The sequence below is a fragment of the Streptosporangium sandarakinum genome (assembly GCF_013409935.1).
Classification (GTDB): domain Bacteria; phylum Actinomycetota; class Actinomycetes; order Streptosporangiales; family Streptosporangiaceae; genus Streptosporangium; species Streptosporangium nondiastaticum.
In genome coordinates this window covers 1420996-1443409 of record NZ_JACCCO010000001.1, presented here as the reverse complement: position 1 = coordinate 1443409, position 22414 = coordinate 1420996, and the positions used below count along the sequence as shown (strand labels likewise).

General features: G+C 72.5%; 23 protein-coding genes and 1 pseudogene. 7 read left to right on the top strand and 17 right to left on the bottom strand.

Annotated features, from left to right (window positions below):
- Positions 1-16: 16 nt before the first annotated feature.
- Complete coding sequence (locus tag HDA43_RS06325) at positions 17-925, top strand: Gfo/Idh/MocA family protein (protein ID WP_179818773.1); 909 nt, start codon at positions 17-19, stop codon at positions 923-925.
- A 221-nt stretch (positions 926-1146) separates the two neighbouring features.
- Here HDA43_RS06325 and HDA43_RS06320 read toward each other — a convergent pair whose 3' ends face one another.
- The 3 genes and pseudogenes from HDA43_RS06320 to HDA43_RS06310 all read right to left on the bottom strand — a co-directional run bounded on the left by HDA43_RS06320 (position 1147) and on the right by HDA43_RS06310 (position 3960).
- Positions 1147-2157 carry an acetamidase/formamidase family protein gene (locus tag HDA43_RS06320; protein ID WP_179818772.1) on the bottom strand — a complete coding sequence of 337 codons (1011 nt, stop codon included), beginning with the start codon at positions 2155-2157 and terminating at the stop codon, positions 1147-1149.
- Between the two features lie 87 nt (positions 2158-2244).
- Positions 2245-2601, bottom strand: a complete 357-nt coding sequence (locus HDA43_RS06315) for a hypothetical protein (RefSeq protein WP_179818771.1) — start codon at positions 2599-2601, stop codon at positions 2245-2247.
- A 173-nt stretch (positions 2602-2774) separates the two neighbouring features.
- Positions 2775-3960: pseudogene (locus HDA43_RS06310) on the bottom strand (RNA-guided endonuclease InsQ/TnpB family protein).
- A 207-nt stretch (positions 3961-4167) separates the two neighbouring features.
- Here HDA43_RS06310 and HDA43_RS06305 point away from each other — a divergent pair.
- Positions 4168-4488, top strand: coding sequence for a winged helix DNA-binding protein (locus HDA43_RS06305; protein ID WP_179818770.1), 321 nt, complete (start codon positions 4168-4170; stop codon positions 4486-4488).
- A gap of 13 nt (positions 4489-4501) precedes the next feature.
- Here the strand turns inward: HDA43_RS06305 and HDA43_RS06300 are convergent, their stop codons facing one another.
- A complete protein-coding gene (locus tag HDA43_RS06300; protein WP_179818769.1) occupies positions 4502-5785 on the bottom strand; it encodes a Glu/Leu/Phe/Val family dehydrogenase in 1284 nt (427 codons plus the stop codon).
- Between the two features lie 257 nt (positions 5786-6042).
- On the opposite strand from HDA43_RS06300, the gene HDA43_RS06295 reads away from it, so the two are divergent.
- Entirely contained in the window at positions 6043-7596 is a 1554-nt protein-coding gene (locus HDA43_RS06295; protein WP_179818768.1) for an alkaline phosphatase D family protein, read from the top strand.
- 159 nt (positions 7597-7755) lie between these two features.
- On the opposite strand, the gene rocD is transcribed toward HDA43_RS06295, so the two are convergent.
- The 5 genes from rocD to HDA43_RS06270 all read right to left on the bottom strand — a co-directional run bounded on the left by rocD (position 7756) and on the right by HDA43_RS06270 (position 12550).
- Complete coding sequence (gene rocD / locus HDA43_RS06290; protein ID WP_179818767.1) at positions 7756-8976, bottom strand: ornithine--oxo-acid transaminase; 1221 nt, start codon at positions 8974-8976, stop codon at positions 7756-7758.
- A gap of 57 nt (positions 8977-9033) precedes the next feature.
- Positions 9034-9828: a dimethylargininase gene (gene ddaH / locus HDA43_RS06285; RefSeq protein ID WP_179818766.1), complete on the bottom strand. Its 795-nt coding sequence runs from the start codon at positions 9826-9828 to the stop codon at positions 9034-9036.
- 147 nt (positions 9829-9975) lie between these two features.
- Positions 9976-10449 (bottom strand): Lrp/AsnC family transcriptional regulator, encoded by a 474-nt coding sequence (locus HDA43_RS06280; protein ID WP_179818765.1) that lies wholly within the window; start codon positions 10447-10449, stop codon positions 9976-9978.
- 164 nt (positions 10450-10613) lie between these two features.
- On the bottom strand, positions 10614-11297 hold the full coding sequence (locus tag HDA43_RS06275; RefSeq protein ID WP_179818764.1) for a response regulator transcription factor: 684 nt from the start codon (positions 11295-11297) through the stop codon (positions 10614-10616).
- Entirely contained in the window at positions 11294-12550 is a 1257-nt protein-coding gene (locus tag HDA43_RS06270; protein ID WP_179818763.1) for a sensor histidine kinase, read from the bottom strand. The genes HDA43_RS06275 and HDA43_RS06270 overlap by 4 nt, the downstream gene beginning before the upstream one ends.
- A 179-nt stretch (positions 12551-12729) precedes the next feature.
- On the opposite strand from HDA43_RS06270, the gene HDA43_RS06265 reads away from it, so the two are divergent.
- Positions 12730-12960, top strand: a complete 231-nt coding sequence (locus HDA43_RS06265) for a hypothetical protein (protein ID WP_179818762.1) — start codon at positions 12730-12732, stop codon at positions 12958-12960.
- Complete coding sequence (locus tag HDA43_RS06260; protein WP_179818761.1) at positions 12957-14015, top strand: AF_0692 family protein; 1059 nt, start codon at positions 12957-12959, stop codon at positions 14013-14015. Before HDA43_RS06265 ends, HDA43_RS06260 begins: the two co-directional genes overlap by 4 nt.
- Before the next feature lie 103 nt (positions 14016-14118).
- On the opposite strand, the gene HDA43_RS35780 is transcribed toward HDA43_RS06260, so the two are convergent.
- Entirely contained in the window at positions 14119-14823 is a 705-nt protein-coding gene (locus tag HDA43_RS35780; RefSeq protein ID WP_179818760.1) for a DUF5941 domain-containing protein, read from the bottom strand.
- Entirely contained in the window at positions 14820-16406 is a 1587-nt protein-coding gene (locus HDA43_RS35775; RefSeq protein WP_179818759.1) for a CDP-alcohol phosphatidyltransferase family protein, read from the bottom strand. The genes HDA43_RS35780 and HDA43_RS35775 overlap by 4 nt, the downstream gene beginning before the upstream one ends.
- A gap of 164 nt (positions 16407-16570) precedes the next feature.
- On the opposite strand from HDA43_RS35775, the gene recO reads away from it, so the two are divergent.
- Together recO and HDA43_RS06240 are read left to right on the top strand one after the other, a co-directional pair.
- Complete coding sequence (recO, locus tag HDA43_RS06245) at positions 16571-17308, top strand: DNA repair protein RecO (RefSeq protein ID WP_179818758.1); 738 nt, start codon at positions 16571-16573, stop codon at positions 17306-17308.
- Positions 17305-18084 carry an isoprenyl transferase gene (locus tag HDA43_RS06240; protein WP_179818757.1) on the top strand — a complete coding sequence of 260 codons (780 nt, stop codon included), beginning with the start codon at positions 17305-17307 and terminating at the stop codon, positions 18082-18084. The genes recO and HDA43_RS06240 overlap by 4 nt, the downstream gene beginning before the upstream one ends.
- Before the next feature lie 51 nt (positions 18085-18135).
- On the opposite strand, the gene HDA43_RS06235 is transcribed toward HDA43_RS06240, so the two are convergent.
- The 6 genes from HDA43_RS06235 to HDA43_RS06210 form a co-directional block, all read right to left on the bottom strand.
- Positions 18136-18684, bottom strand: a complete 549-nt coding sequence (locus HDA43_RS06235) for a CGNR zinc finger domain-containing protein (protein WP_179818756.1) — start codon at positions 18682-18684, stop codon at positions 18136-18138.
- 116 nt (positions 18685-18800) lie between these two features.
- Positions 18801-19205 carry a Fur family transcriptional regulator gene (locus tag HDA43_RS06230; protein ID WP_179818755.1) on the bottom strand — a complete coding sequence of 135 codons (405 nt, stop codon included), beginning with the start codon at positions 19203-19205 and terminating at the stop codon, positions 18801-18803.
- Positions 19202-20035: a metal ABC transporter permease gene (locus HDA43_RS06225; RefSeq protein ID WP_376770456.1), complete on the bottom strand. Its 834-nt coding sequence runs from the start codon at positions 20033-20035 to the stop codon at positions 19202-19204. The genes HDA43_RS06230 and HDA43_RS06225 overlap by 4 nt, the downstream gene beginning before the upstream one ends.
- Positions 20032-20784, bottom strand: a complete 753-nt coding sequence (locus HDA43_RS06220) for a metal ABC transporter ATP-binding protein (protein ID WP_179822862.1) — start codon at positions 20782-20784, stop codon at positions 20032-20034. Before HDA43_RS06220 ends, HDA43_RS06225 begins: the two co-directional genes overlap by 4 nt.
- A gap of 35 nt (positions 20785-20819) precedes the next feature.
- Complete coding sequence (locus HDA43_RS06215) at positions 20820-21797, bottom strand: metal ABC transporter substrate-binding protein (RefSeq protein WP_179818754.1); 978 nt, start codon at positions 21795-21797, stop codon at positions 20820-20822.
- Positions 21798-21865: 68 nt separating this feature from the next.
- Entirely contained in the window at positions 21866-22270 is a 405-nt protein-coding gene (locus tag HDA43_RS06210; protein WP_179818753.1) for a DUF6703 family protein, read from the bottom strand.
- Positions 22271-22414: the final 144 nt, after the last annotated feature.

Sequence of the window (22414 nt, the reverse complement as noted above, 5' to 3'; positions counted from 1 at the left end):
GCCGTACGCTCTGAGCATGCAGATCGCCATGATCGGCCTGGGGGACATCGCGGAGAAGGCGTACCTGCCCGTACTGTCCGCACTGCCCGGCCTCGACATCCACCTCAGCACCCGTAACCGCGACACCCTCGACCGTCTGGGCGACGCCTACCGGATAGCGTCACGCTCCACCTCGGTGGACGAGGTGATCGAGGCCGGGGTCGAGGCGGCCTTCGTGCACGCCGCGACCGCCGCGCACGTCAAGGTCGTCGAGCCGCTGCTCCGGGCGGGCGTCCACGTCTACCTCGACAAGCCGATCGCCTACACCTACGCCGAGTCCGAGCGCCTGGTACGGCTGGCCCGCGACATGCGGCGGTCGCTGCTGGTCGGCTTCAACCGCCGCCGGGCGCCGTCCTACAAGAAGCTGCGCGACCTGCCCCGCGACCTGGTGGTCATGCAGAAGAACCGCAGGAACCTCGCCGAGGACCCGCGCACCGCGGTCTTCGACGACTTCGTCCACGTGGTGGACACGCTCAGGTTCCTGGCGCCCGGCCCGGTCGAGCACACCCGGATCCGCACCCGGGTCGCCGACGGCCTGCTGGAGCACGTGACGCTGGAGTTGTCCGGCGACGGCTTCACCACGTTCGGGATCATGAGCAGGACGAGCGGCGCGTCCGAGGAGACCGTGGAGGTCATGGGCGGGGGCGTCAAGCGCCGGGTGGTCAACCTGGCCGACGTGATCGACTACGCCGATGAGGAGACGCTGACCCGGCGCGGCGACTGGGTCTCGGTCGGCGAGCAGCGCGGCATCGCGGAGGTCTGCCGGGAGTTCCTCGACGCGGTCCGCTCCGGCACCGTCGTCGACGCCGGCGACGCCCTGGCCACCCACGCGATCTGCGAGGACATCGTGCGGGCGGCGATCCACCCGGCGACCGACGCGCTCTAGGGTCGTCCGGACCGTCCGGGTCGTTCAGAGCGGTCAGAGCGGTCCGGGCGGTCCGGGCCATCCGAGCCGTTCCGGCCATCGGGGCCGTCTGAGCCGTTCCGGCCATCGGGGCCGTCTGAGCCGTCCGGGCCGCGCCGCAGTACGGCCCGGACGGCGGTGGGGGCGGACGCCGCGGCGGGGGGAGACGCCGGACCCGCCCCCGGTCGGGAGGACGGGGAGCGTCAGCGCTGTTCCAGGTAGATACGGCCGAGGGCGCGCAGCCGCTCGTGGGCCGACTCGTAGACGGCCGGGCCCCCGAGGTACGTCTTGGGGATCTTGGCGACCATCGTGTAGTTGGTGTCGCAGACGTTGCCGACCGGCGCCTCGCCGATCTGGCTGACGAGCTGGTAGGCGTCCAGGGCGTCCAGGCCGGTGACCTCCGAGGCCCAGGTGCCCAGGTCGTGCTGGCTGATCCGGTAGGCGTCCTCCAGCGGGCGGGCCGAGCCGGTCGACATCAGGTGGGTGTCGTCCTCCAGGCGCGGCCACGGGGTGGCCACCCCCTTGATCAGCTCTACCGCGACGACGGTGTTCATCGCCGCCTCGACGGCGGTGCCGCAGACCTCGCCGTGCCCCTGCCGGGCGTGGCCGTCGCCGACCCCGAAGAGGCCGCCCTCGACGTTCACGTTCAGGTAGACCGTGACCCCGGCCCGCAGTTCGGGGGTGTCCATGTTGCCGCCGTGCGTGTCCGGGGTGATCGTCATCCGCGTCTCGGACGCGGCGGGCGCCACGCCGACCGTGCCGTGCATCGGATCCAGCGGCAGCTCGACCGTGAAGTCGCCGTTGCGCGCGTGGTAGCGGGCCACGCCCGCCTCGGCGTCGATGTCGTAGCGCCAGACGACCTCCGGCAGCGTCGGGGCGAGCATCGCCGTCGTGTGGGTGGGCGTGAGCGCGCCGAAGTGCGGGAAGGTGGCCGACACCGCCCAGTCCCTGGCCGGTTCGATGGAGACGAAGTGCAGGGCGAGCGTGTCGCCGGGCTCGGCGCCCTCCACGTGGAAGGGGCCGGTGACCGGGTTCAGGTAGGGGAAGTCGCAGACGCGCGAGGGCAGGTCGTCGACGGAGCGTACCCGCCCGGCGAAGCAGTCCTCGGTGTACATCTCGACGATGGTGCCGGGCTGGATCCGCCGTACGGCGGGCCGCCCGCCGAAGGTGTAGCTCAGCTCGGAGAGTTCGGGCCGGTAGGAGACGACGTTCACCGCGCGCCTCCCGCCCGCCCGCGACGGGCTCCGGCGCCGGGCGGCGCGGGGGACGGGACGAAGGGCGGGATGAGGGGCGGGCGGGGCTCACTTCTTCACCCAGGGCTCCGGCATGTCGTCGTGCATGCCGGACAACCTGGGGTGGCGGCCCATGGCGTAGGAGACGGCCAGCAGCACGACACCGAGGGCGATCCAGGACAGTCCCAGCGCCTTGGCCTCGAAGCTGGCGTTGATCACGACGTAAGCCAGGATCACGAAGCCGATGATCGGGGCGAACAGGTGCCGCCACAGGTCGCGGCTGCGCCGCCGTACGACGTAGTGGACGACCACCGACACGTGCAGCGCGAGGAAGGCGACCAGCGCGCCGAAGTTGACCAGCCCGCTGATCAGCGGGATGCCGTTGTCCGGGCGGGTGGTCAGGTACAGGCCGACGACCAGCGACACCGCCGCTGCACCCCCGACTCAGCAGGGTCAGCTGCCCACACGCGATGACGACGGAGGCGCCGTCGGCCATCACGAGCACGGCCAGCGGTCCGGCCCGCGAGCGCGGCCAGCATCAGCACCGCCTCTTGACGCGCTCCCCGGCCTGAAGGCCCGGGGATTCAGCCCGTGCCGCGTCACGCGGCACCTCTGTGGCTTCCTGCTTCGTCGACCCGCGCCACCGCGAGCGGTGGTCTTACCGGGTCTCCACAGGCGTTTCGCCTGTCCGCCCGTCCGGCGGCCAGGATGTTGATCGCCGCGTTGACGTCCCGGTCATAGGCCGCCCCGCATGGGCAGGTCCATGACCGGACGGAAAGCGGCATCGAAGCGGCGACGGCCCCGCACGCCGAGCAGAGCTTCGACGAGGGAAACCAGCGGTCGATCTTCGCGAAGGTGCGGCCGTACCGGGCGGCCTTGTACTCCAGCATGCCCACGAACGCCGACCATCCGGCGTCGTGCACGCTCTTGGCCAGCCGTGTGCGTGCGAGACCGTTCACCGCCAGGTCCTCGACGTACACCGCTTGGTCATCGCGGATGATCGCCGTGGACGGCTTGTGGTGGTGGTCCCGCCGCGCGTCGGCCACCCTGGCATGCGCCCGGGCGACCTTCACGACGGCCTTCTTCCTGTTCGCCGACCCCTTCGCCGTGCGGCTGAGGGCCTTGTGTGCTTTACGGAGCTTCTTCGCCGCCCGGCGCAGGAACCGGGGGTTGCCGATCGTCCGGCCGTCCGACAGCACCGCGAAATGCATCAATCCCAGGTCGATGCCCACCTCGGCCGCCGTTTCCGGCAACGGCTCGCTGGTGGTTTCGACCACGAACGAGGCGAAGTACCGCCCGGCCGCGTCCTTGATCACCGTCACTGACGAGGGGTCCGACGGCAGGGTCGAGACCAGCGCACCGGCACGTCACCGATCTTCGGCAGACGGAGTTTCCCGCCCGCCGTGATCGAGAACCGGGCGTTCTTGGTGAAGCGAACCGCCTGCCGCCTGTCCTTCTTCGACCGGAACCGGGACTCGGCCACCTTCGGCCCCTTGCGCCTCCCGGCGACGAAGGCGAAGAAGGCGCGGTAGGCGGCGTTCAGGTCGGCCAGAGCCTGCTGGAGCACCACTCACACAGCCAAGCGCGTTCGGGCGTCTGCTTCGCCTCGGTGATGACCCGCTTCGACAACTCCCCGTCGGAGACGTACGGCAGGCCCGCCTCATATGTCGCCTGGCGTGCGCGCAGCCCGTCGTCGAACACCACGCGGGCGCACCCGAACGCCTTGGCCAGCGCCTGGCGCTGGGCGGCGTCCGGATAGAGCCGGTACCGGTAACGCAGCCGCACGGCCATCATCGTGCCATCCGGCCATGACCGGGCGTAGGGGATCCGGGCGATCCGTGAGCACATCGGCGACCGCGCCCACGCAGCCCGCCACCTCGGCGAGCACACGCGGCCGGCCCTTCGCCGTCCCGGTGCCCTGCACCTGGTGAACCGAGCGGCAAGAGCGGGAAGGTCAGAGCACTGGCCCGCATTTCGGTAGCACCCCTGGCCGTGCCCGTTGAGCAGCGGCGCGTCGGGGCCGAACCGGCGGACGTAGCGCTCGCTGAGGCTCAGGCCATCGACAGGCTCATCGACCGCTCACTCGTCTACCGCGGCCACGACCCGGCCGACCGCCGGGTCGCGGTCTTCCTCGCCGACCGGGGCGCCGAGCTGCTCGGCCGGGTGGAGGGCGGGGTGACCGACCACCACCGGCTGATCGAGGCGGCCTACGGCACCGAGCGCACCGAGCGGCTCATGCGCGACCTGGAGGGTCTGGTCGGCGCGCTGGAAGAGGAGGACCGGCCCGCCCGCGCCGGGCGGACCGGTCCCTGACCCCGGGGGCGGCTCAGGGGTAGAGGCCCCGCATCCGGTGGGTCTCGGCGACCCGGCCCACGCCGATGACGTGCGCCGCCTCGCGCAGGGTGATGCCGCGCTCGGCGGACATCGCCGCGACCGCGTCGAAGGCGTCCTCCATCAGCCCGCGCAGCTTGGCGTCCACCTCGCTCGCGCTCCAGGAGCACGCCTGGAGGTTCTGCACCCACTCCAGGTAGGAGACGATCACCCCGCCCGCGTTGGCCAGGATGTCGGGGACCACCGTGGTCCCGGCGTCCGCGAGGATCCGGTCGGCCTCGGGCGTGGTGGGGCCGTTGGCTCCCTCGACGACCAGCCGGGCCCTGATCCGGGACGCGTTCTCCGCCGTGATCACGCCCTCCAGCGCCGCGGGCACCAGCACGTCCACGTCGAGTTCCAGCAGCTCGTCGTGGGACAGGGCGTCGGCGTGGCGGTAGCCGTACACGCCGCCGGTCTCCTCGGCCCACGCCCGCAGGGCGTCGACGTCCAGGCCGGAACGGTCCACCACGGCACCGGTGACGTCGGAGACCGCCACCACGCGGCAGCCGGCGTCGGCGAAGTACCGCGCCGCGCCCGCGCCGACCTTGCCGAACCCCTGCACCGCGACGGTACGGCCGGCCGGGGAGCCTCCCAGGGCCTTGAGCGCGGAGATCAGCACACCGCGCGAGGTGGCCCCGGCCCGCCCGGCGGAGCCGCCGAGGATCATGGGCTTGCCGGTCACCACGCCCGGCACGGGACGGCCGGCGTTGATGGAGTAGGTGTCCATGATCCAGGCCATGGTCTGCTCGTCGGTGCCGACGTCGGGGGCCGGGATGTCCCGGTCCGGGCCGATGATCGGCATGATCTCGTTGACGTAGCGGCGGGTGACCCGCTCCAGCTCCCGCGTGCTCAGCGAGGCCGGGTCCACGGCGACGCCGCCCTTGGCGCCGCCGTACGGGATGCCGACCAGGGCGCACTTCCACGTCATCCACATGGCCAGCGCGGTGACCTCGTGGATGTCGGTGGAGGGGTGGAAGCGGACGCCGCCCTTGGCGGGGCCGCGGGTGGTGTTGTGCTGCACCCGGAAGCCCTGCACGACGTCCATCCGGCCGTCCTCGCGGCGGACGGGCACCGAGACGGTGAGCGAGCGGCGGGGCGTGGCCAGCATCGTGCGCAGGCCGTCGTCGAGTCCGAGCCGGTCGGCGGCCCGGTCGAGCTGGAGTAACGCGGAGTCGAGCGCCTGGCGGCCCGGGCCGATGAGGGTGGTCGCCGGCGTCGTTGACGGCACCATGGTGGTCATGAAGGACAGCCTCCGTAGGGCGGGCGGGGCGCCGTTGCCCCGCCCGGAACTGTTGGTGACGATCACATTAGTAACGGGTTTTTTGCTCGCCAAGCAGGGCATGTTGCGTTCGTATGAACGTTTTTTGTGCGTTCCCCTGCTTGCGGGCCTGATCCGTTGCCACCGATCAGATCAGGCGAACCGGACGAGGGGAACGCGCCGATCCGGCAGGCTTCTCCGTAGAAGCCTGCCGTTCTGTACTGTTTGAGGGGTCTGAGGTGCCGGAACTTGTCGTCGGTCCGATGCTGCGCTACGTGGACGAGACCGATGCGTCGGTGTGGGTGGAGACCAGCGAACCCTGCGAGGTGACCGTCGAGGTCGGCGGGACGCGGTCGCGGGCGGCGACGTTCACCGTGCACGGCCACCACTACGCGATCGTCGACGTCGCCCATGAGGGGACCTACGAGGTCCGCCTCGACGGGCAGGTCGTCTGGCCGCTGCCCGACCATCCGCCCAGCCGCATCCGCCTCCTCGGGCCGGGCGGCCCCCGCCGGGTGATGTTCGGCTCGTGCCGCACCAGCGTCCCGCACGACACGCTGCACACCATCTCCCACGGCGTGGACGTGCTGCGCGCCTACGGTTGCACGATGATGGGGGCGCCCGAGGAGGACTGGCCCGACCTGCTCCTGCTGCTCGGCGACCAGGTCTACGCCGACGAGCCGTCCAGCGAGATGCTGGAGTTCATCAAGAACCGCCGGGACGGCGAGCCGGTCGGGGAGATCGCCGACTTCGAGGAGTACGCCGAGCTGTACCGCCAGGCGTGGACCGACCCCGAGATCCGCTGGCTCCTGTCCACGGTGCCCACCGCGATGATCTTCGATGACCACGACCTGCGCGACGACTGGAACACCTCCGCCACCTGGCGCGAGCAGATGGCCCGGGTGCCGTGGTGGCCGCGCCGGGTGATCTCCGGGCTCGGCGCCTACTGGGTCTACCAGCACCTGGGCAACATGTCGCCCGAGGAGCGCGCCTCCGACGACGTGCTGACCAGGTTGTGCAAGACCGAGGGCGACGGGGCGGAGATCCTCGACGCGTTCGCCGAGCACTCCGACGCCGCCCCGACCGACAACCGGTGGAGCTACGCCCGCGACCTCGGCGACACCCGCCTGATCATGCTCGACTCCCGGTGCGCCCGCCAGCTCGACCCGGGGGACCGGCGCATGATCGACCCGGTGGAGTGGGAGTGGTTCACCGAGCAGCTCCGGCGGGAGGGCGTGAAGCGCTTCCTGATCGGCACGTCGGTGCCGTTCCTGCTGCCCGCCGGGATCCACCACATCCAGAACTGGAACGAGAAGCTGGCCCAGGGCGGCTGGGGCCCCAGGGTGGCGCGCTGGTCGGAGCGGCTGCGCCAGTACGTCGACCTGGAGCACTGGGCGGCCTTCCGCCGCTCATTCGAGGACATGGCCCGGCTGCTGGCGCGGACGGACAAGCCGGTGATCATCCTGTCCGGTGACGTGCACTACTCCTACGTCGCCAAGGCCGACGGGCTGCCGGTCTACCAGCTCGTCTGCTCCCCGATCCGCAACCCGCTGAGCCGTACGCTCCGCCTGGCCAACATCGTCGCCCAGTTCGGCGTCGCCACGCTGATCGGCGGCTGGCTGGCGCGTCTGGCGAGGATCCCCAAGCCGTCCATGAAGTGGCGGATCGCCCACGGGCCGTGGTTCTCCAACGCGGTGGCCACCCTGACGCTGGACACCGACCCGCCGTCGGCCCGCTGGGACACCGCCGCGGCCACCGAGATCTCCGAGGTCAGCACGGTCCGGCTGCCCTGACGCGGCCCGCCCTGACACGGCGCCGCCCCGGAGCCGCCGCGGCACGGCGTGCGGCCGGGGCGCCGCCGGAGCACGGGGCGGCCCCGGTACGGCGCCGCCCCGGCACGGCCGCGCGGACCGCGGGCCGTACCGGGGCGGCGGAGGGAACACGCCCGCCCGTCAGGCGGTGCGCTCCCGCAGCTCCCTGATGGCGTCGGCGAGCTGGTCGACGGCCCAGAGGAGGTCCTCCTCGGAGACGACGATCGGCGGGGCGAGCCGGATGGTCGAGCCGTGGGTGTCCTTGGCGAGGACGCCGCGGCTCATCAGCGCCTCGGAGACCTCGCGGCCCGTCGCCACGGACGGGTCGACGTCCACGCCCGCCCACAGGCCGCGGCCGCGCACGGCCACCACGCCGTGGCCGATGAGCGTCCGCAGCCGCTCGTGCATGACCGCGCCGAGCTCCCTGGCCCGCGCCTGGTACTCGCCGGTGCCGAGCATCTCGATGACGGCGTTCGCCACCGCGCAGGCCAGCGGGTTGCCGCCGAAGGTGGACCCGTGCTGGCCCGGCCTGATCACGCCGAGCACGTCCTCGTCGGCGGCGATCGCCGAGACGGGGACGACGCCGCCGCCCAGGGCCTTGCCCAGCACGAAGACGTCCGGGACGACGCCCTCGTGGTCGCAGGCGAAGGTGTCGCCGGTGCGGCCGAGGCCGGACTGGATCTCGTCGGCGATCATCAGGATGTTCCGCTCGGTGCACAGCTCCCGCACCTGGGTGAGGTAGCCGTCCGGCGGGACCAGCACGCCGGCCTCGCCCTGGATGGGCTCCAGCAGCACGGCGACGGTGTCCTCGTCGATCGCCTCGCGGATCGCCTCGACCGAGCCGTACTTCACGATCCTGAAGCCCGGCGTGTAGGGGCCGAAACCGCCGCGCGCGTCGGGGTCGGTGGAGAAACCGACGATCGTGGTGGTGCGGCCGTGGAAGTTGTCCTCCATCACGATGATGTTGGCCCGGTCCTGCGTCACGCCCTTGACCTCGTAACCCCACTTGCGGGCCACCTTGATCGCGGTCTCCACGGCCTCGGCGCCGGTGTTCATCGGCAGGACCATGTCCTTGCCGGTGAGGTCGCCCAGCCCGGCCGCGAAGGCGGCGAACTGGTCGTGGAAGAACGCGCGGCTGGTGAGGGTGAGCCTGGACAGCTGCTCCTGGGCCGCTGCGATGATCTTCGGATTCCCGTGGCCGAAGTTCAGCGAGGAGTAGCCGGACAGGCAGTCCAGGAACCGCTTGCCCTCCACGTCGGTCACCCAGGCGCCCTGCGCCTCGTGGATCACGATCGGGAGCGGGTGGTAGTTGTGCGCGCTGCGGCGCTCGCTGAGTTCGATGAACTCGTTGGTGCTGGTCATCCGATGTTCGCCGTTCCTCTGGTGCGGTTCCTTGCTGTCAGGCCGTCCTGCCTGTGTTCATCCCCGGATCTCCAGCGTGCAGCACTTGGGTCCGCCGCCCGCCTTGCGCAGCTCCGACAGGTCGACGGGTACGACCTCGAAGCCGCGGCGCTTGAGCTCCAGTTGGAGGTCGGCCGCCTCCGTATTGATCACTACGTTGGTCCCGTCGCTGACCGCGTTGAGCCCCAGGACGGTCGCGTCGTCCTCGGTGGCGATGACGGCCTCGGGGAACATGGTGCGGAGCACCTCCTGGCTGCCCGCCGAGAAGGCCCCTGGGAAGTATGCCACGTTATGTCCGTTTAGCGGGAAAAGCGCGGTGTCCAGGTGGTAGAAGCGCGGGTCCACGAGCTGCAGCGTCACCACCGGCAGGCCGAGGAACTCCTGGGCCTCCTTGTGCGCGGTGATGTCGGTGCGGAAACCGGTCCCGGCCAGGATCACGTCGTCGAGCGTGAGGAAGTCGCCCTCGCCCTCGTTGGTGAAGGCCGGCTCGCACACCCGCTCGTAGCCGTTGGAGGTGAACCAGTTCAGGTAGGCGGGCCCCTCGGCGGCGCGCTGCGGGTAGGTGAACCGCGCGCCGTACACCCGGCCGCGGACGACCAGCGCGCCGTTGGCCGCGAACACCATGTCGGGCAGGCCCTCGATCGGCTCGATCAGGCTGACCTCGTGCCCGAGTTCGAGGTAGACCTTCCGGAGGGTCTCCCACTGCAGGATCGCCCGGTCCCGGTCGGCGCCCGCCTCCGGGTGCATCCACGGGTTGATCGCGTACTCCACCGCGAAATGGTCGGGCCGGCACATGAGGTAGTGCTTGGACATGCGAAACCCCGCAAAGGACGTCGTGGTGAGAAACGGCGGCGGCCATCGGCTGAGACCGTCGCGGTGAGAACGGCTACAGCCTAGGAACGCGGGTTCACGCGGGCCAAGAGCACGACCATGCGCGTCCGCGCCGGTTCCTTGCGTGTTTCACGGGGGGAACGGGGATTCGTTGTGCGTGACGATGAGCGGGGTGTCGATGAGCCGGGAGAGCACGATGGAGCTCTTCGTCCGCACCACGAACGGCTCCGCCGCGATCCGCTCGATCACCCGCTCCACGTGCCGGACGTCGGTGGCCCTGATGTGCAGCAGCGCGTCGGCCTCGCCGGTGATGGTGCAGGCGGAGACCACCTCGGGATGGCGGGCAACGGCCACCCCGATCTCCGGCGGCGAGGTCTTGCCCGCGCAGAACAGCTCCACGTACGCCTCGGTGGTCCACCCGAGCGCCGCGGGCTCCACCCGCGCGGTGAACCCGGTGATCGCCCCCCGGTCGCGCAGCCGGTCGACGCGGCGCTTCACGGCCGACGCCGACAGGCCCACCCGCTGCCCGATCTCCGCGTAGGTGGCGCGGGCGTCCTCGACGAGCGCCCCGATGATGTCACGGTCAAGCCGGTCCAACTCCACCGCTGTTTTCTAACACAGCGGGCCGTACGGCCCGCCCGCGGCCGTCCCGGGCACGGCCCCCCGGCCGGGACCGTACGGCCCGCCGCGCCCGTCGCACCGCGCCCGTCGCACCGCGCCCGTCGCACCACGACCGCTCCGCCGCGACCGCCTCCGCCGCGGCCGTCTCAGCCGTGGTCGTCGAGGAGCCCCGCCTCGTGGACCAGCAGCGCGATCTGGACGCGGTTGTTGAGGCCGAGCTTGGCGAGGACGCTGGAGACGTGCGTCTTGACCGTGGGCACGCTGAGGAAGAGCACCGCCCCGATCTCGGCGTTGGACCGGCCCTGGCCGACCGCGACGGAGACCTCCCGCTCACGGTCGTTCAGCACGGCCAGGCGCTCCCTGGCGCGGGCGCGCCGCAGGTCGGGAGCGGGATCGGCCACCCGGTCGATGAGGCGCCGGGTCACCGAGGGCGACAGCACCGGATACCCCCGCGCCACCTGGCGTATCGCGGTCACGATCTCACCGGGCGGGGTGTCCTTGAGCAGGAACCCGGCCGCCCCGGCGCGCAGGGCGCGCAGGACGTGCTCGTCGGCGTCGAAGGTGGTCAGCACGATGACCTCCGGCGCGGCGCCGCGGGCGCGCAGCCTCTCGGTGGCGGCCAGCCCGTCCATCGCGGGCATCCTGATGTCCATCAGGACCACGTCGGGGGCGTGCCGGGCGACCAGGGGGAGGACCTCCGTGCCGTCGCCCGCCTCGGCGACCACGCGGATGTCGGGGGCGCCGTCCAGCATCATCGCCAGACCGGCGCGGACCAGGGGATCGTCATCGGCGATGAGCACGCCGATCGGCGTGGGGGCGGGGCCGGTCATGGCGGCCATGGTAGCCAGGCCGTCAGCCGCCAGTCGCCCGCGGTGCCGGGCCCGTGCTCCAGGCGGCCGCCCGCCAGGGCGACGCGCTCGGCCAGCCCGGCCAGCCCCTGCCCCGGCCCCGCGCCGGGCACGGACGAGCCGGGCCCGCCGTACGCGGCCACCGCCGGTCCGGTGGGCCCTGCGGGCTCGGCGGACGCGGGCCCCGAGGCGTCCGGTGCGTCCGGCGCGGCGCCGGGTGCTTCAGGTGGAGCGGTGTTGCGCACCTCGACGGTCAGCCCCGCCCCCGGCGCCCCCGCGAGCCGGACCGTCACCCGGGCGCCGGGCGCGTGCTTGCGCGCGTTGGTCAGGGCCTCCTGGACGACCCGGTACGCGGTGCGGCCCGTCAGGTCGGGGGCGGTCCCGGCGAGATCCTCGCCGAAGGTCACCTCCATGCCCGCCCGGCTCGACTCGGCGACCAGCTCCCGGACGTCGGCGAGGGTGGGCTGCGGCAGCTCGCCGACCGGCGCCCGGAGCACGCCGATCACCTCGCGCAGGTCCTGCAACGCCTGGTGGGCGCTCTCCCGGATCACCTTGGCCGCCCGGGCGACGTCCTCGGGCGGGGCGCCGGGGTTGTACTCCAGCGCGCCGGCGTGCACGCTCAGCAGCGACAGCCGGTGCCCGAGGACGTCGTGGATCTCCCGGGCGATCGCCTCGCGGACCCGGTGCTGGGCCTGCTCGGCGCGGAGCGCCGCCTCGGTCTCGGCCCGTGCGGCGCGGTCGTGCAGCGACGCCGCGAGCCTGCGCCGGTGGTGGACGAACAGGCCCCAGCCCACCGCGGCCCCCTGGAGCGAGACGCCCAGCATGAACACCAGGAGCGGAGGGTCCTCGGGTTCGGGGCGCAACACCGCGAAACCCAGCGCCGCCACCAGGCTCAGCGCGAAGACCGCCGACGTGGTGCGCGGTGGCCGGTGCACGGCGACCGTGAACAGCACGGCCAGCATCGCGCCGCCGACCGTCTCGGAGAACGCCGACAGGACCGTCAGCACGACGGCCAGCTCGACCGGCCGGCGACGGCGCAGCCACAGCGCGGCGCAGCCCAGCGCGCCGGTGAGCTGGTCGAGGTGGAACAGCCACTTCTCCGGCCGGGGGTAGACCTCCAGCCGCATCCCCGACATCACGAGCCCGAAGAGCACCGCCAGCAGGAACAGCAGGAAGTCCACGGCCCAGTCACGGCGGCTGCGCCGGACGCCGGCGGCGGGTGCGGATGCGTTCATCCCGCCAAAGCCTAGGAGCCGGAAAGGGGACGCCGCCCGCCGCGGGCGGCGGGCGATACCAAAGTCGCACCGGACACCTACCTTCGTCCGCGGCGGCGCCCGGGAACGGCGACGCTCGTCGAAGCGGGGGATCCCGACGGCCGATCTCCGCCGGGACGCCGGTCCCTAGCGTCGGATCCATGGGCAAAGCCGTTCAGTTCATCGGATTCGTCATGGTCCTCCAGGGCGTCAGCGGGACGATCGACCGCCTGTTCGTCCAGCCGTTCATGGGAGGGCTCCTCAATCTCTTCAACCGCGTCGTCATCCCCCGCCTGGACTTCCTGACCGGCTACGAGGTCTACGCGAACCTGAGCCTGGCGGTCCTGGGCGCCGCCGTGCTCGTCGCCGCCGACCGGATCGGGGCGTCATGACGGCCGCGGGCGCCCCGCGGGAACCGGGGGCCGGCGGGATCGCCGACCCGGTGGACGGCCGGTCCGCGGACCCCGGGCGCCGGTCCGGGGCGGCCCGGCGTCTCGCGCCCGCGTTCGGGCTGTTCCTGCTGGCCCCGCTGGTCGGCGAGTATCTCCTCGGCAACGTGCCCGCGTCCGACATCGGGGGCCTCCTCGTCCTCGCGCCGATGTACGGCGGCGGCGCCCTCGTCATCCGCGAGACGGTACGGCGCGCCGGGCGCGGATGGCCCGCGATCCTGCTGCTCGCGGCGGCCTACGGCGTCCTTGAGGCCGGCGTGATCGACCAGTCGCTGTTCAACCCGTCCTTCGAGGGGCTCGACTTCGGCACGGAGACGTACCTCCCGGCGCCGGGCCTCTCCGCCTCCTCGTTGCTGAGCTTCGTCGGCGGGCACGTGATCTGGAGCATCGGCGTGCCGGTCGCCGTCGTCGAGACCCTCGCGGCCCGCCGCGGTACGGCTCCCTGGCTCGGTGGGCGCGGCCTGGCGGTCGCCTGCGCCGTGTTCGTGCTCGGCTCCGTCCTCGTCGGTTACGGCGTGTACGAGGGGGAGCACTTCCGGGCGACGGCGGCGCAGACCGCCGGGGCCGCCGCGGTGGCCGCGGTCCTGGCCGGAGCCGCGTTCGCCGTCGGACGACGTCCCCGCCCGGCGTCCGGCCGCGCGTCCGGCCGCCGCGCACCCGGCCCCTGGGCGGTCGGCGCGGTCGCGTGGCTCCTGTCGGGCCTGTACTGGATGCGACCCGAGACCTGGCCGGGCGTCGCCGCCGGTGTCGCGCTCGCCGTCGTGGCGGCGGTCGTGATCACCCGCTGGTCGCGGCGTCCGGGCTGGGACGCGCGCCACCGGTTCGCGCCGGCCGGAGGCGCCCTGCCGACCTACGCCTGCGGAGGCTTCGTCCTGCTGGTGCTGAAGGGCACCGCGACCCCCGTCAACCTGGCGGGCCAGGCGGTCCTGGCCCTCGGCTCGGTCCTCCTGCTCGCCGTGGCCGCCCGGAGGGCGGGCCGGGCGGCGGCGGTCGGCTGAGGCGGCCGGCTGAGCCTCCGGCCCGGAGACGGCGAAGGGGCCGCGGTGATCCCCCGGACCCGGGGGATCACCGCGGCCCCTTCCGCGGGACCGGTGCGGTGGATCAGGCGGGCTCGCCCGTCACCTGCTCCTGCGCCTCCTCGGGGGAGGCCTCCAGGTCGTCGCTCGCGCTGGCCTGCATCGCCGACTGCTTGTCGAGGCGCACCCAGCTCGTCACGCTCTCCACGGCGAACAGCACGCCGAGATAGACGGTCAGCGCGGCCAGCACCCAGGTCAGCACGCCCAGTGCCGCGCCGGCGCCGATCAGCAGCAGACGGATCTCCCAGCCCAGGCCGGCCCGGAACACCCAGTCGGGCGGCCAGATGCTCTGCCGGGTGCGGTACACCGTGTCGTAGGTGTGGTAGCCGATCACGTACAGCAGCACGTACATCAGCCACTTGGGCGCGTCCGCCGCCAGGCCGATCAGGATGATCGTGAGGAACTCGGTGGCCCGGATCAGCGGCGGCAGCAGCCAGTCGATCCTGCCCAGGTGGTCGCGGGCCGCGGTCGGCAGCACGAGGACGAGCATCACCACCGGCGGGAGCAGCAGGACCGGGCCGTCCTTGAGCATCCCGGCCGCCGCCATCGCGATGATCAGCACGAGCGCGGCGACCGCGGCGGGCACCGCGGGCAGCCCGGGACCGATCCTGCCGCGCAGCGCCGTCACCAGCGGGCCGTCGTCGCGGTAGGCGAGCAGGCGGGCGGTCTGGATGCGCAGCCGCTCCTCGTACGGGTCCGGGACGGGCGTGGTCTGCGGTTGGGTGATCATGCGAGCGACCTCATCAGACGTCCGGTGAGCGTGTAGGTGGCGGCGATGCCGCCCCAGATGATCAGCGTGATGAAGGTGATCCTGGCGTCGAAGAGGGCGCTGACGATCGCGATCGCCGCGAAGCGCTCACCGATCGGGAAGACGATCATCTTGCGTGCCCAGTACACGGCGCGGTTCCGGCCGGCCTTGCTCCACATCCTCAGCAGCCCGCGGATGCCGCCGCTGCGCGCGATCCGGCGCTGCTCCAGCGCCAGGCGCAGGTCGGTGTCGGGGCTGATCGACAGGGGCATCGACGGCAGCGGCGACGGCGGCTTGCGCCGGTTGGCCGCGCCGAAGGAGAAGTCCAGCAGGTGCTTGGCGGACTGCAGGGCCAGCGCCACCAGCGCGAGCGTCCACACGTCGCCGACACCGGACACGGCCGCGCCGATCGCCAGGCCCGCGAAGACCACGTACTCCTTGAAGCGGTCGAAGGTGGCGTCCAGCCACGCCCCGAGCACCCCGAACTTGCGGGCGTACCGGGCGACCTGGCCGTCCACGCAGTCGAACACGAACGCGAAGTAGATCAGGATGCCGCCGGCGATCATCCCGGCCCGCGCGCCGGTGGCGAAGCACGCCGCCGACGCCACGCCCAGGGCGATCGAGATCAGCGTGACCTGGTTCGGGGTGAGCCCGCGCCGGGCCGCCCAGCGGGCGATGAACCGCGAGTAGGTGCTGACGAAGAAGGTGGTGAAGAAGCCGTCGGCGCCCTTGACCGCGTTGTTCAGCCGGGCGCGGTCCTCGTCGAAGGTCGCCATCTCGGCCACGGCCTCGTCGGCCTGCTCGGGCGAGGTGACCCGGCGGAAGAACAGGTCGCGGCGGCCTCGGATGCCGACCGAGACGCCCCGCCGTACCAGGCCCAGGACCAGGAGCTGGACCAGGTCGTCCTCGGGGCCGAACAGGTGGGCCATGTCCGCCAGCTCGCGGGCGGCCTCGGCCAGAGCGGGCGCGTGCTTGCGGTGCAGGTGCAGCGGGCCGAGCGCGATGGCGTTGGGCCGGGTCACCGCGTGGAACGCCGAGCCGACGGAGATGATCCGGGACCTGGCGGCGCGCAGCCGGACCGGCAGGCCCTCGTACACCCGATCGCCGATCTCCGGCTCGGCCTCGCTGATCGGGATGTCCGGGACGATGAGGTCGCCGTTCTCGTCCTCCTCGCGGTCCTCGCGGGGCTCCTTGGCGATCAGCGCCAGCGCGCCGCGCTTCGACTTGGTGATCTGGTAGATCAGCTCGTCGTGGATCAGCGAGTTGGACGGGAGGATCAGCAGGTTCTCCTCGCTGTCCTCGACCGCGTCGGCCAGGGCGCGCAGGTCGCCGGCCAGATCCGCGGTCTCGACGAGCGTGCCGGGGAAGCCGCGGTAGGCCGGCGCGTCGGCGACGCGGGCGATCGTCACCGGCGCCGGGTCGAGGGAGGCGAGCTGTCCGTGCAGCTTGCCGATCACCGTGGGGCAGCCGGGGAGCGCGGGCAGCGTCAGCGCGGCGGGCGGCGCCGGCTGGCCGGGGACGTCATCGTGGCCGGGCGATGAACCCAGCAGGACCACGCGGGGCATGGCACCCTTTCGTGCGGGGGCGGGGGTGGAACATCAAGGCGGGGGGTTCGCCGAGAGCCAAAGTTTAGTTAGTTTCGGGTGAACAACGCGCACTCGTGATCGTTCCGTGCCGGTGGACCGGGTAAAACGGCCTTTCGTCCCGGTCACCGCACTAAACTGATCCGGTGAGTCTGTACCGTGACGAGGGCATCGTGCTGCGCACCCACAAGCTGGGCGAGGCCGACCGCATCGTCACCGTGCTGACCAGGCGCACCGGCAAGATCCGCGGCGTCGCCAAGGGCGTCCGGCGCACCATGTCCCGCTTCGGCGCCCGGCTGGAGCCGTTCACCCACGTCGACCTCCAGCTGCACAACGGCCGCACCCTCGATGTGATCACCCAGGCCGAGACGATCCACCCGTACGGCGAGGCGCTCGTCCACGACTACCCCCGCTACACCGCGGGCAGCGCGATGCTGGAGACCGCCGACCGGCTGATCATGGGGGAGAAGGAGCCCGCGCTCCGCCAGTTCCTGCTGCTGGTCGGCGGCCTGCGCACGCTCGGCTCCGGCGGGCACGAGCCCAGGCTGGTGCTCGACGCCTACTTCCTGCGCTCGCTGGCCGTCGCCGGCTACGCCCCGGCCCTGGAGGCGTGCGCCCGGTGCAAGGCCCCCGCGGTGCGGGCGTTCGCCATCGTGGCCGGGGGAGTGGTGTGCGGCGCGTGCCGCCCGGCCGGTTCCGCCGTACCCGCGGGGGAGACCATCGCCCTGATGAGCGCGCTGCTCAAGGGCGACTGGGCGACCGCGGACGCCTCCGAGGGGCGCCACCGCGCCGAGTGCAGCGGCCTGGTGGCCGCGTATCTCCAATGGCACCTCGAACACGGAATACGCTCTCTTCGACACGTAGAAAGGGAGCCCGCCTCGTGAACGTCCGCCCACCGGCACCGCACCCCTCCGGAGCCGTCCCGCCCCCCATTCCGCGCGACCTGGTGCCCCGGCACGTGGCGATCGTGATGGACGGCAACGGCCGGTGGGCCAAGCAGCGCGGGCTGCCGCGCACCGAGGGCCACAAGGCGGGCGAGGCGTCGCTCTTCGACGTGATCGAGGGCGCCATCGAGCTGGGCGTCCCCTACCTGTCGGCGTACGCCTTCTCCACCGAGAACTGGAAGCGCTCCCCGGACGAGGTGCGCTTCCTGATGGGCTTCAACCGCGACGTCATCCGCCGCCGCCGCGACCAGCTCCACGCGATGGGCGTGCGGGTCCGCTGGGCGGGCCGCCCCGGACGGCTGTGGAAGAGCGTCATCGGCGAGCTGCAGGACGCCGAGCGGATGACCGAGCGCAACTCCACCCTGACCCTGCAGTTCTGCGTCAACTACGGCGGCCGCGCCGAGATCGTGGACGCCGCGGTCCGCCTGGCCGCCGACATCGCCGCCGGGCGCGTCAAGCCCGACCGGGTCAAGGAGTCGACCTTCGCCCGCTACCTCGACGAGCCGGAGATCCCCGACGTCGACCTGTTCGTGCGCTCCTCCGGCGAGCAGCGCACCTCCAACTTCCTGCTCTGGCAGAGCGCCTACGCCGAGATGGTCTTCCTCAACCGCCTGTGGCCCGACTTCGACCGCCGCGACCTGTGGGAGGCGTGCGAGACCTACGCCAAGCGCGACCGCCGGTACGGCGGAGCGGTGCCCAACGAGGTCTCCCGCTGACATCGTGCGCCTGACGCCGGGCCGCCGGGCCCGGCGTCACGCGGACGGGGCTCAGGCGCGGCGGCGGGCGCGGTAGGCGGCGACGTGCATGCGGTTGCCGCAGGTGCGGCTGTCGCAGTAGACGCGCGAGCGGTTGCGCGACTCGTCCAGGAAGAAGTGGTCGCAGTCGGGGGCCGAGCAGCTCCGCAGGCGCTCCCACTCGTCCTCGACGAGCAGGTGGGCCAGGGCGACGCCGAGGTCGGCCGACAGCCGCTCGGCGAGCGACGCGCCCGGCGCGAAGTAGTGGATGTGCAGGGGGTGGCCGTCGTGCTCGGCCAGGGTGGGGGTGATCCTGGTGCCGCCCAGCAGCGTGTTCAGCCGGATGATCACGGTGGCCCGGTCGGGGGCGACGATGACCCGGTGGAAGGACTCGCGCAGGGCCCGGACCTCGGTCAGGTCGGTGGCCCGCAGCCTGCCCACGTTGCTCACCTGCTGACGTTCCACGAACTCGCCGAGCGCCCGCAGGTCGCCCAGCCCCTCCTCGCCGTTGACGGAGGGAGAGGTGTTGATCAGATCGATCATGGTGGCGAGTGAGCACAGCATGTCATGGGCGAATGGCATGTTGACCCCTGTTATATGTGGTTTTCGCGGGAACGCGCACGGCGACCGGCCGTTTCGGAAGCGTATCCCGGGAACGGCCCCGCGGGGGCATCTCACGGACGGACGCCGCGGGCCGGTCAGGAGCGGGCCGCCGTTCCGGCGGCCTTCGCCGCCGAGCAGGAGCCGCAGGTGCCGAAGACCTCGACCGTGTGGGTGACCTCGGTGAAGCCGTGCTCGGCCCCGACCGCCTCGGCCCACCGCTCCACCACGGGCCCGGCCACCTCGACCGTCCGCCCGCAGACGCGGCAGACCAGATGGTGATGATGGTCACCGCTGGCGCAGGCGCGGTAGACGGACTCCCCGTCGTCCGTCCGGAGCATGTCGACCTGACCGCCGTCGGCGAGGTTCTGCAGCGCCCGGTAGACCGTGGTCAGGCCGATCTTCGCGCCCTGCGCGCGCATCTCGGCGTACACGTCCTGGGCACTGCGGAAACCCTCGCTGCTGCGAAGGACGGCGTGTACGGCATCGCGCCTGCTGCTCATGGCGTGGACTCCTGTGATCGGCTGCGGCGTACGAATCTACCGAGCCCCAGGGCGAGGACGAACCCCGCGAGGGCGACCACCACGATGATCGCACCCGGCGGCACCTCCACGTAGAACGACGAGGTGAGCCCGCCGACCGTGGCGAGCACCCCGAAGACCATGGACAGCAGCATCGTGGCCCGGAACCCCCGGGTGAACTGCTGGCTGGTCGCCACCGGGACCACCATCAGCGCGCTGACCAGCAGCAGGCCCACCACCCGCATGGCGATGACCACGGTCAGCGCGGCGGTGACGGCGATCAGCAGGCTGAGGAAGCGCACCGGCAGGCCGCTGGCCCTGGCGACCTCCTCGTCCTGGCACAGCACGTACAGCTCGCGCCCGAAGACGGCGACCACGCCGAGCACGGCCGCGGCCAGCAGGCCGATCGCCCACACGTCCTGGGAGGTGACGCTGCTGATCGAGCCGAACAGGTAGGACATCAGGGTGGTGTTGCTGCCGCCCGGGGCCAGCGAGATGAGCAGCGCGCCCCCGGCGATGCCGCCGTAGAACAGCAGGGCGAGCGCCACGTCGCCGCTGGTCCTGCCGCGCGCCCGGACCAGTTCGATCGTCACGGCGCCCAGCACCGAGACCGCCACCGCGGTCAGCACGGGGGCGGTGCCGGTCAGGAAGCCGAGCGCCACGCCGGTCAGGGCGACGTGGCCGATGCCGTCGCCGAGCAGGGCCAGGCGGCGCTGGACGATGAACGTGCCGATGGCCGGGGCGGCCAGGCCGACCAGCAGGGCCGCGATCAGCGCCCGGCGCATGAGGCCCAGGCTCAGTAGTTCGATCACGGCGTGGGCCTCCAGTCGAGCGTGCTCACGGGGTTCTCCTCGGCGTGCGGGTGCACGTGGTCGTGGCCGGGCAGGGCGTGGGCGCCGACGGCGCGCGGTGGCGGGCCGTCGTGGCAGACGCAGCCGTCGCGCAGCACCACGGCGCGGGTGATCAACGGCTCCAGGGGGCCCAGCTCGTGCGCGACCAGCAGGACCGTCCTGCCCTGGCTGACGAGCGCGGACAGGGTGTCGGCGAGGAGTTGCTGGCTGTCGGCGTCCACCCCGGCCGTGGGCTCGTCCATGACGTAGGTGTCGGGTTCCCCGGCCAGGGCCCGGGCGATCAGCACCCGCTGCTGCTGGCCGCCCGACAGGGCCTGGACCGGGTCGCCGGCCCGGCCGGTCATGCCCACGGCGGCGAGGGCCCGTTCGGTCGCCTCGCGGTCGGCCGCGCTCGTCGGGCGGAACCGCCGCTGCCGGGCGATCCTGCCGGAGGCGACGACCTCGCGGATGGTGGTCGGCACGCCGCCGCCCACCGACAGCCGCTGGGGCACGTAGCCGATCCGCCGCCAGTCGCGGAACCGGGCGGGCGGCCTGCCGTACAGGAGGGTGGTGCCGCCGGTCAGCGGGGTCAGGCCGAGCAGCGCGCGGATGAGGGTGGACTTGCCCGATCCGTTCGCGCCCAGCACGGACACGACCTCGCCGGGTTCGATGGTCAGGTCGATGCCGCGGAGCACCGGGCGGCGGTCCAGGCTCACCTGGCCGCCCTTCATGGTGAAAACCGCTTGGTCAGAAGTCACGATGGCCCTTACGAGCAGCGGAGCGCTGCCTGGAGTGCGGTGAGGTTGCGGCGCATGGCGGAGGTGTAGTCGCCGCTCGCCGGCCGGCTCTCGATGGGGTCGAGGACGGCCGTCTTCGCGCCGACCTCGCTGGCGAGGACCTCGGCGACCTTGGGGCTGACGAGGCTCTCGGTGAAAATGGTAGTCACTTTCTCCCGGCGGGCCACCTCGGCCACCTGGGCGAGGCGGGCGGGGGCGGGCTCGGCGTCCGGGTTGACGCCGCTGACCCCGATCTGACGGAGCCGGTAGCGGTCGGCGAGATAGGCGAAGGCGGCGTGGCTGGTGACGATCGCGTTCGAGGCGCACGTCCGCAGGCCCCGCGCCATCTCGCCGTCCAGGGCGGTCAGCTCGGCCGCCACCTTGGCGGCGCGCTCCCGGTACCCCTGGGCGTGGGCGGGGTCGGCGGCGGCGAGCCGTTCGCCCAGCTTGGTGGCGACGGTCGCGAAGCGGGACGGGTCAAGCCAGATGTGCGGGTCGTAGGAGATCGGGGAGCCGCCTTCCCCGGCGTGCTCGTCGCCGTGTTCGCCGGCGTGCTCCTCGCCCGTCTCCCCGGCGTGCTCGTCGGCGTGGTCGTCCCCGGCGGTCGCGGGGAGGGTCCGCACCGCGGTCGCCGCGTCGAACCCCCGGTCGGCGGCGTGCTGCCCGACCGCCTCGTCCACGGCGGGCTGCACGCCCCTGATGTAGACGACGAGTCCGGTCTCCTCCAGCCGGGCCACCTGGATGGGCGACAGCTCCAGGTCGTGCGGCTCGACACCGGGCTTGGCCAGGCCGGTGACGGCGATGTCGGGTCCGCCCACCCGCTCGGTCAGCCACTGCAGCGGGTACATGGCCGCGCTGACGCCGAACGCGCTCCCCGCCTTACCGGAGTCGGCCGAACCGGAGCCGCAGGCCGCGGTGGTGGCGAGGACGGTCATCAGGGCGAGCGCGCCGGCAGTATGCATGGGCATACGTCGGGGGAAATCCGACTTCATGTCCATCAGTATGGACGTGAATGAAAATGATTGTCAAAATCAGGCTAGAAGGCTCCGAAGCGGTCGGCGGCCAGCAGGGCCAGGAAGGTGACCAGCACCACCCGCAGGACGCGCCCCTTCATCCCCAGCGACGGCCACGACATGTAGGCCAGCCAGACGACGAACGCCAGCACCGGCAGCACCGCCACCCCGCCCCAGGCGGACGGCACCGCGAAGCCCACCAGGAGCAGCACCACCAGCAGCGCCGGCAGGATCCACCGGGGAAGCCCGAACAGGAAGACCAGCGGCGCCGCGCTGCGCCGCTCGACCGTGCGCCGCAGGCCCGTGGCGCCCGGGGTGAGGAAGTGCTCGCCCGGCGGGAGCGGACGGCCGCCCCGGGGGCGTCCTCGCTCCGGGGGACGGCTTCTGGCCAGAGGGTGCGCGGGGCGCTGACTTCGTTTGTCGGCCACGGCCCGAGCCTAACGCCGCCCTCCCCGCGACGGCACGTGCGGCGCGGTCCTCTCTCCGACGGCGCACGCGGTACGGCCCGCCCTGGGACGGCATGTGCGGCGCGGTCCTCTCTCCGACGGCACGCGCGGTACGGCCCGCCCCGG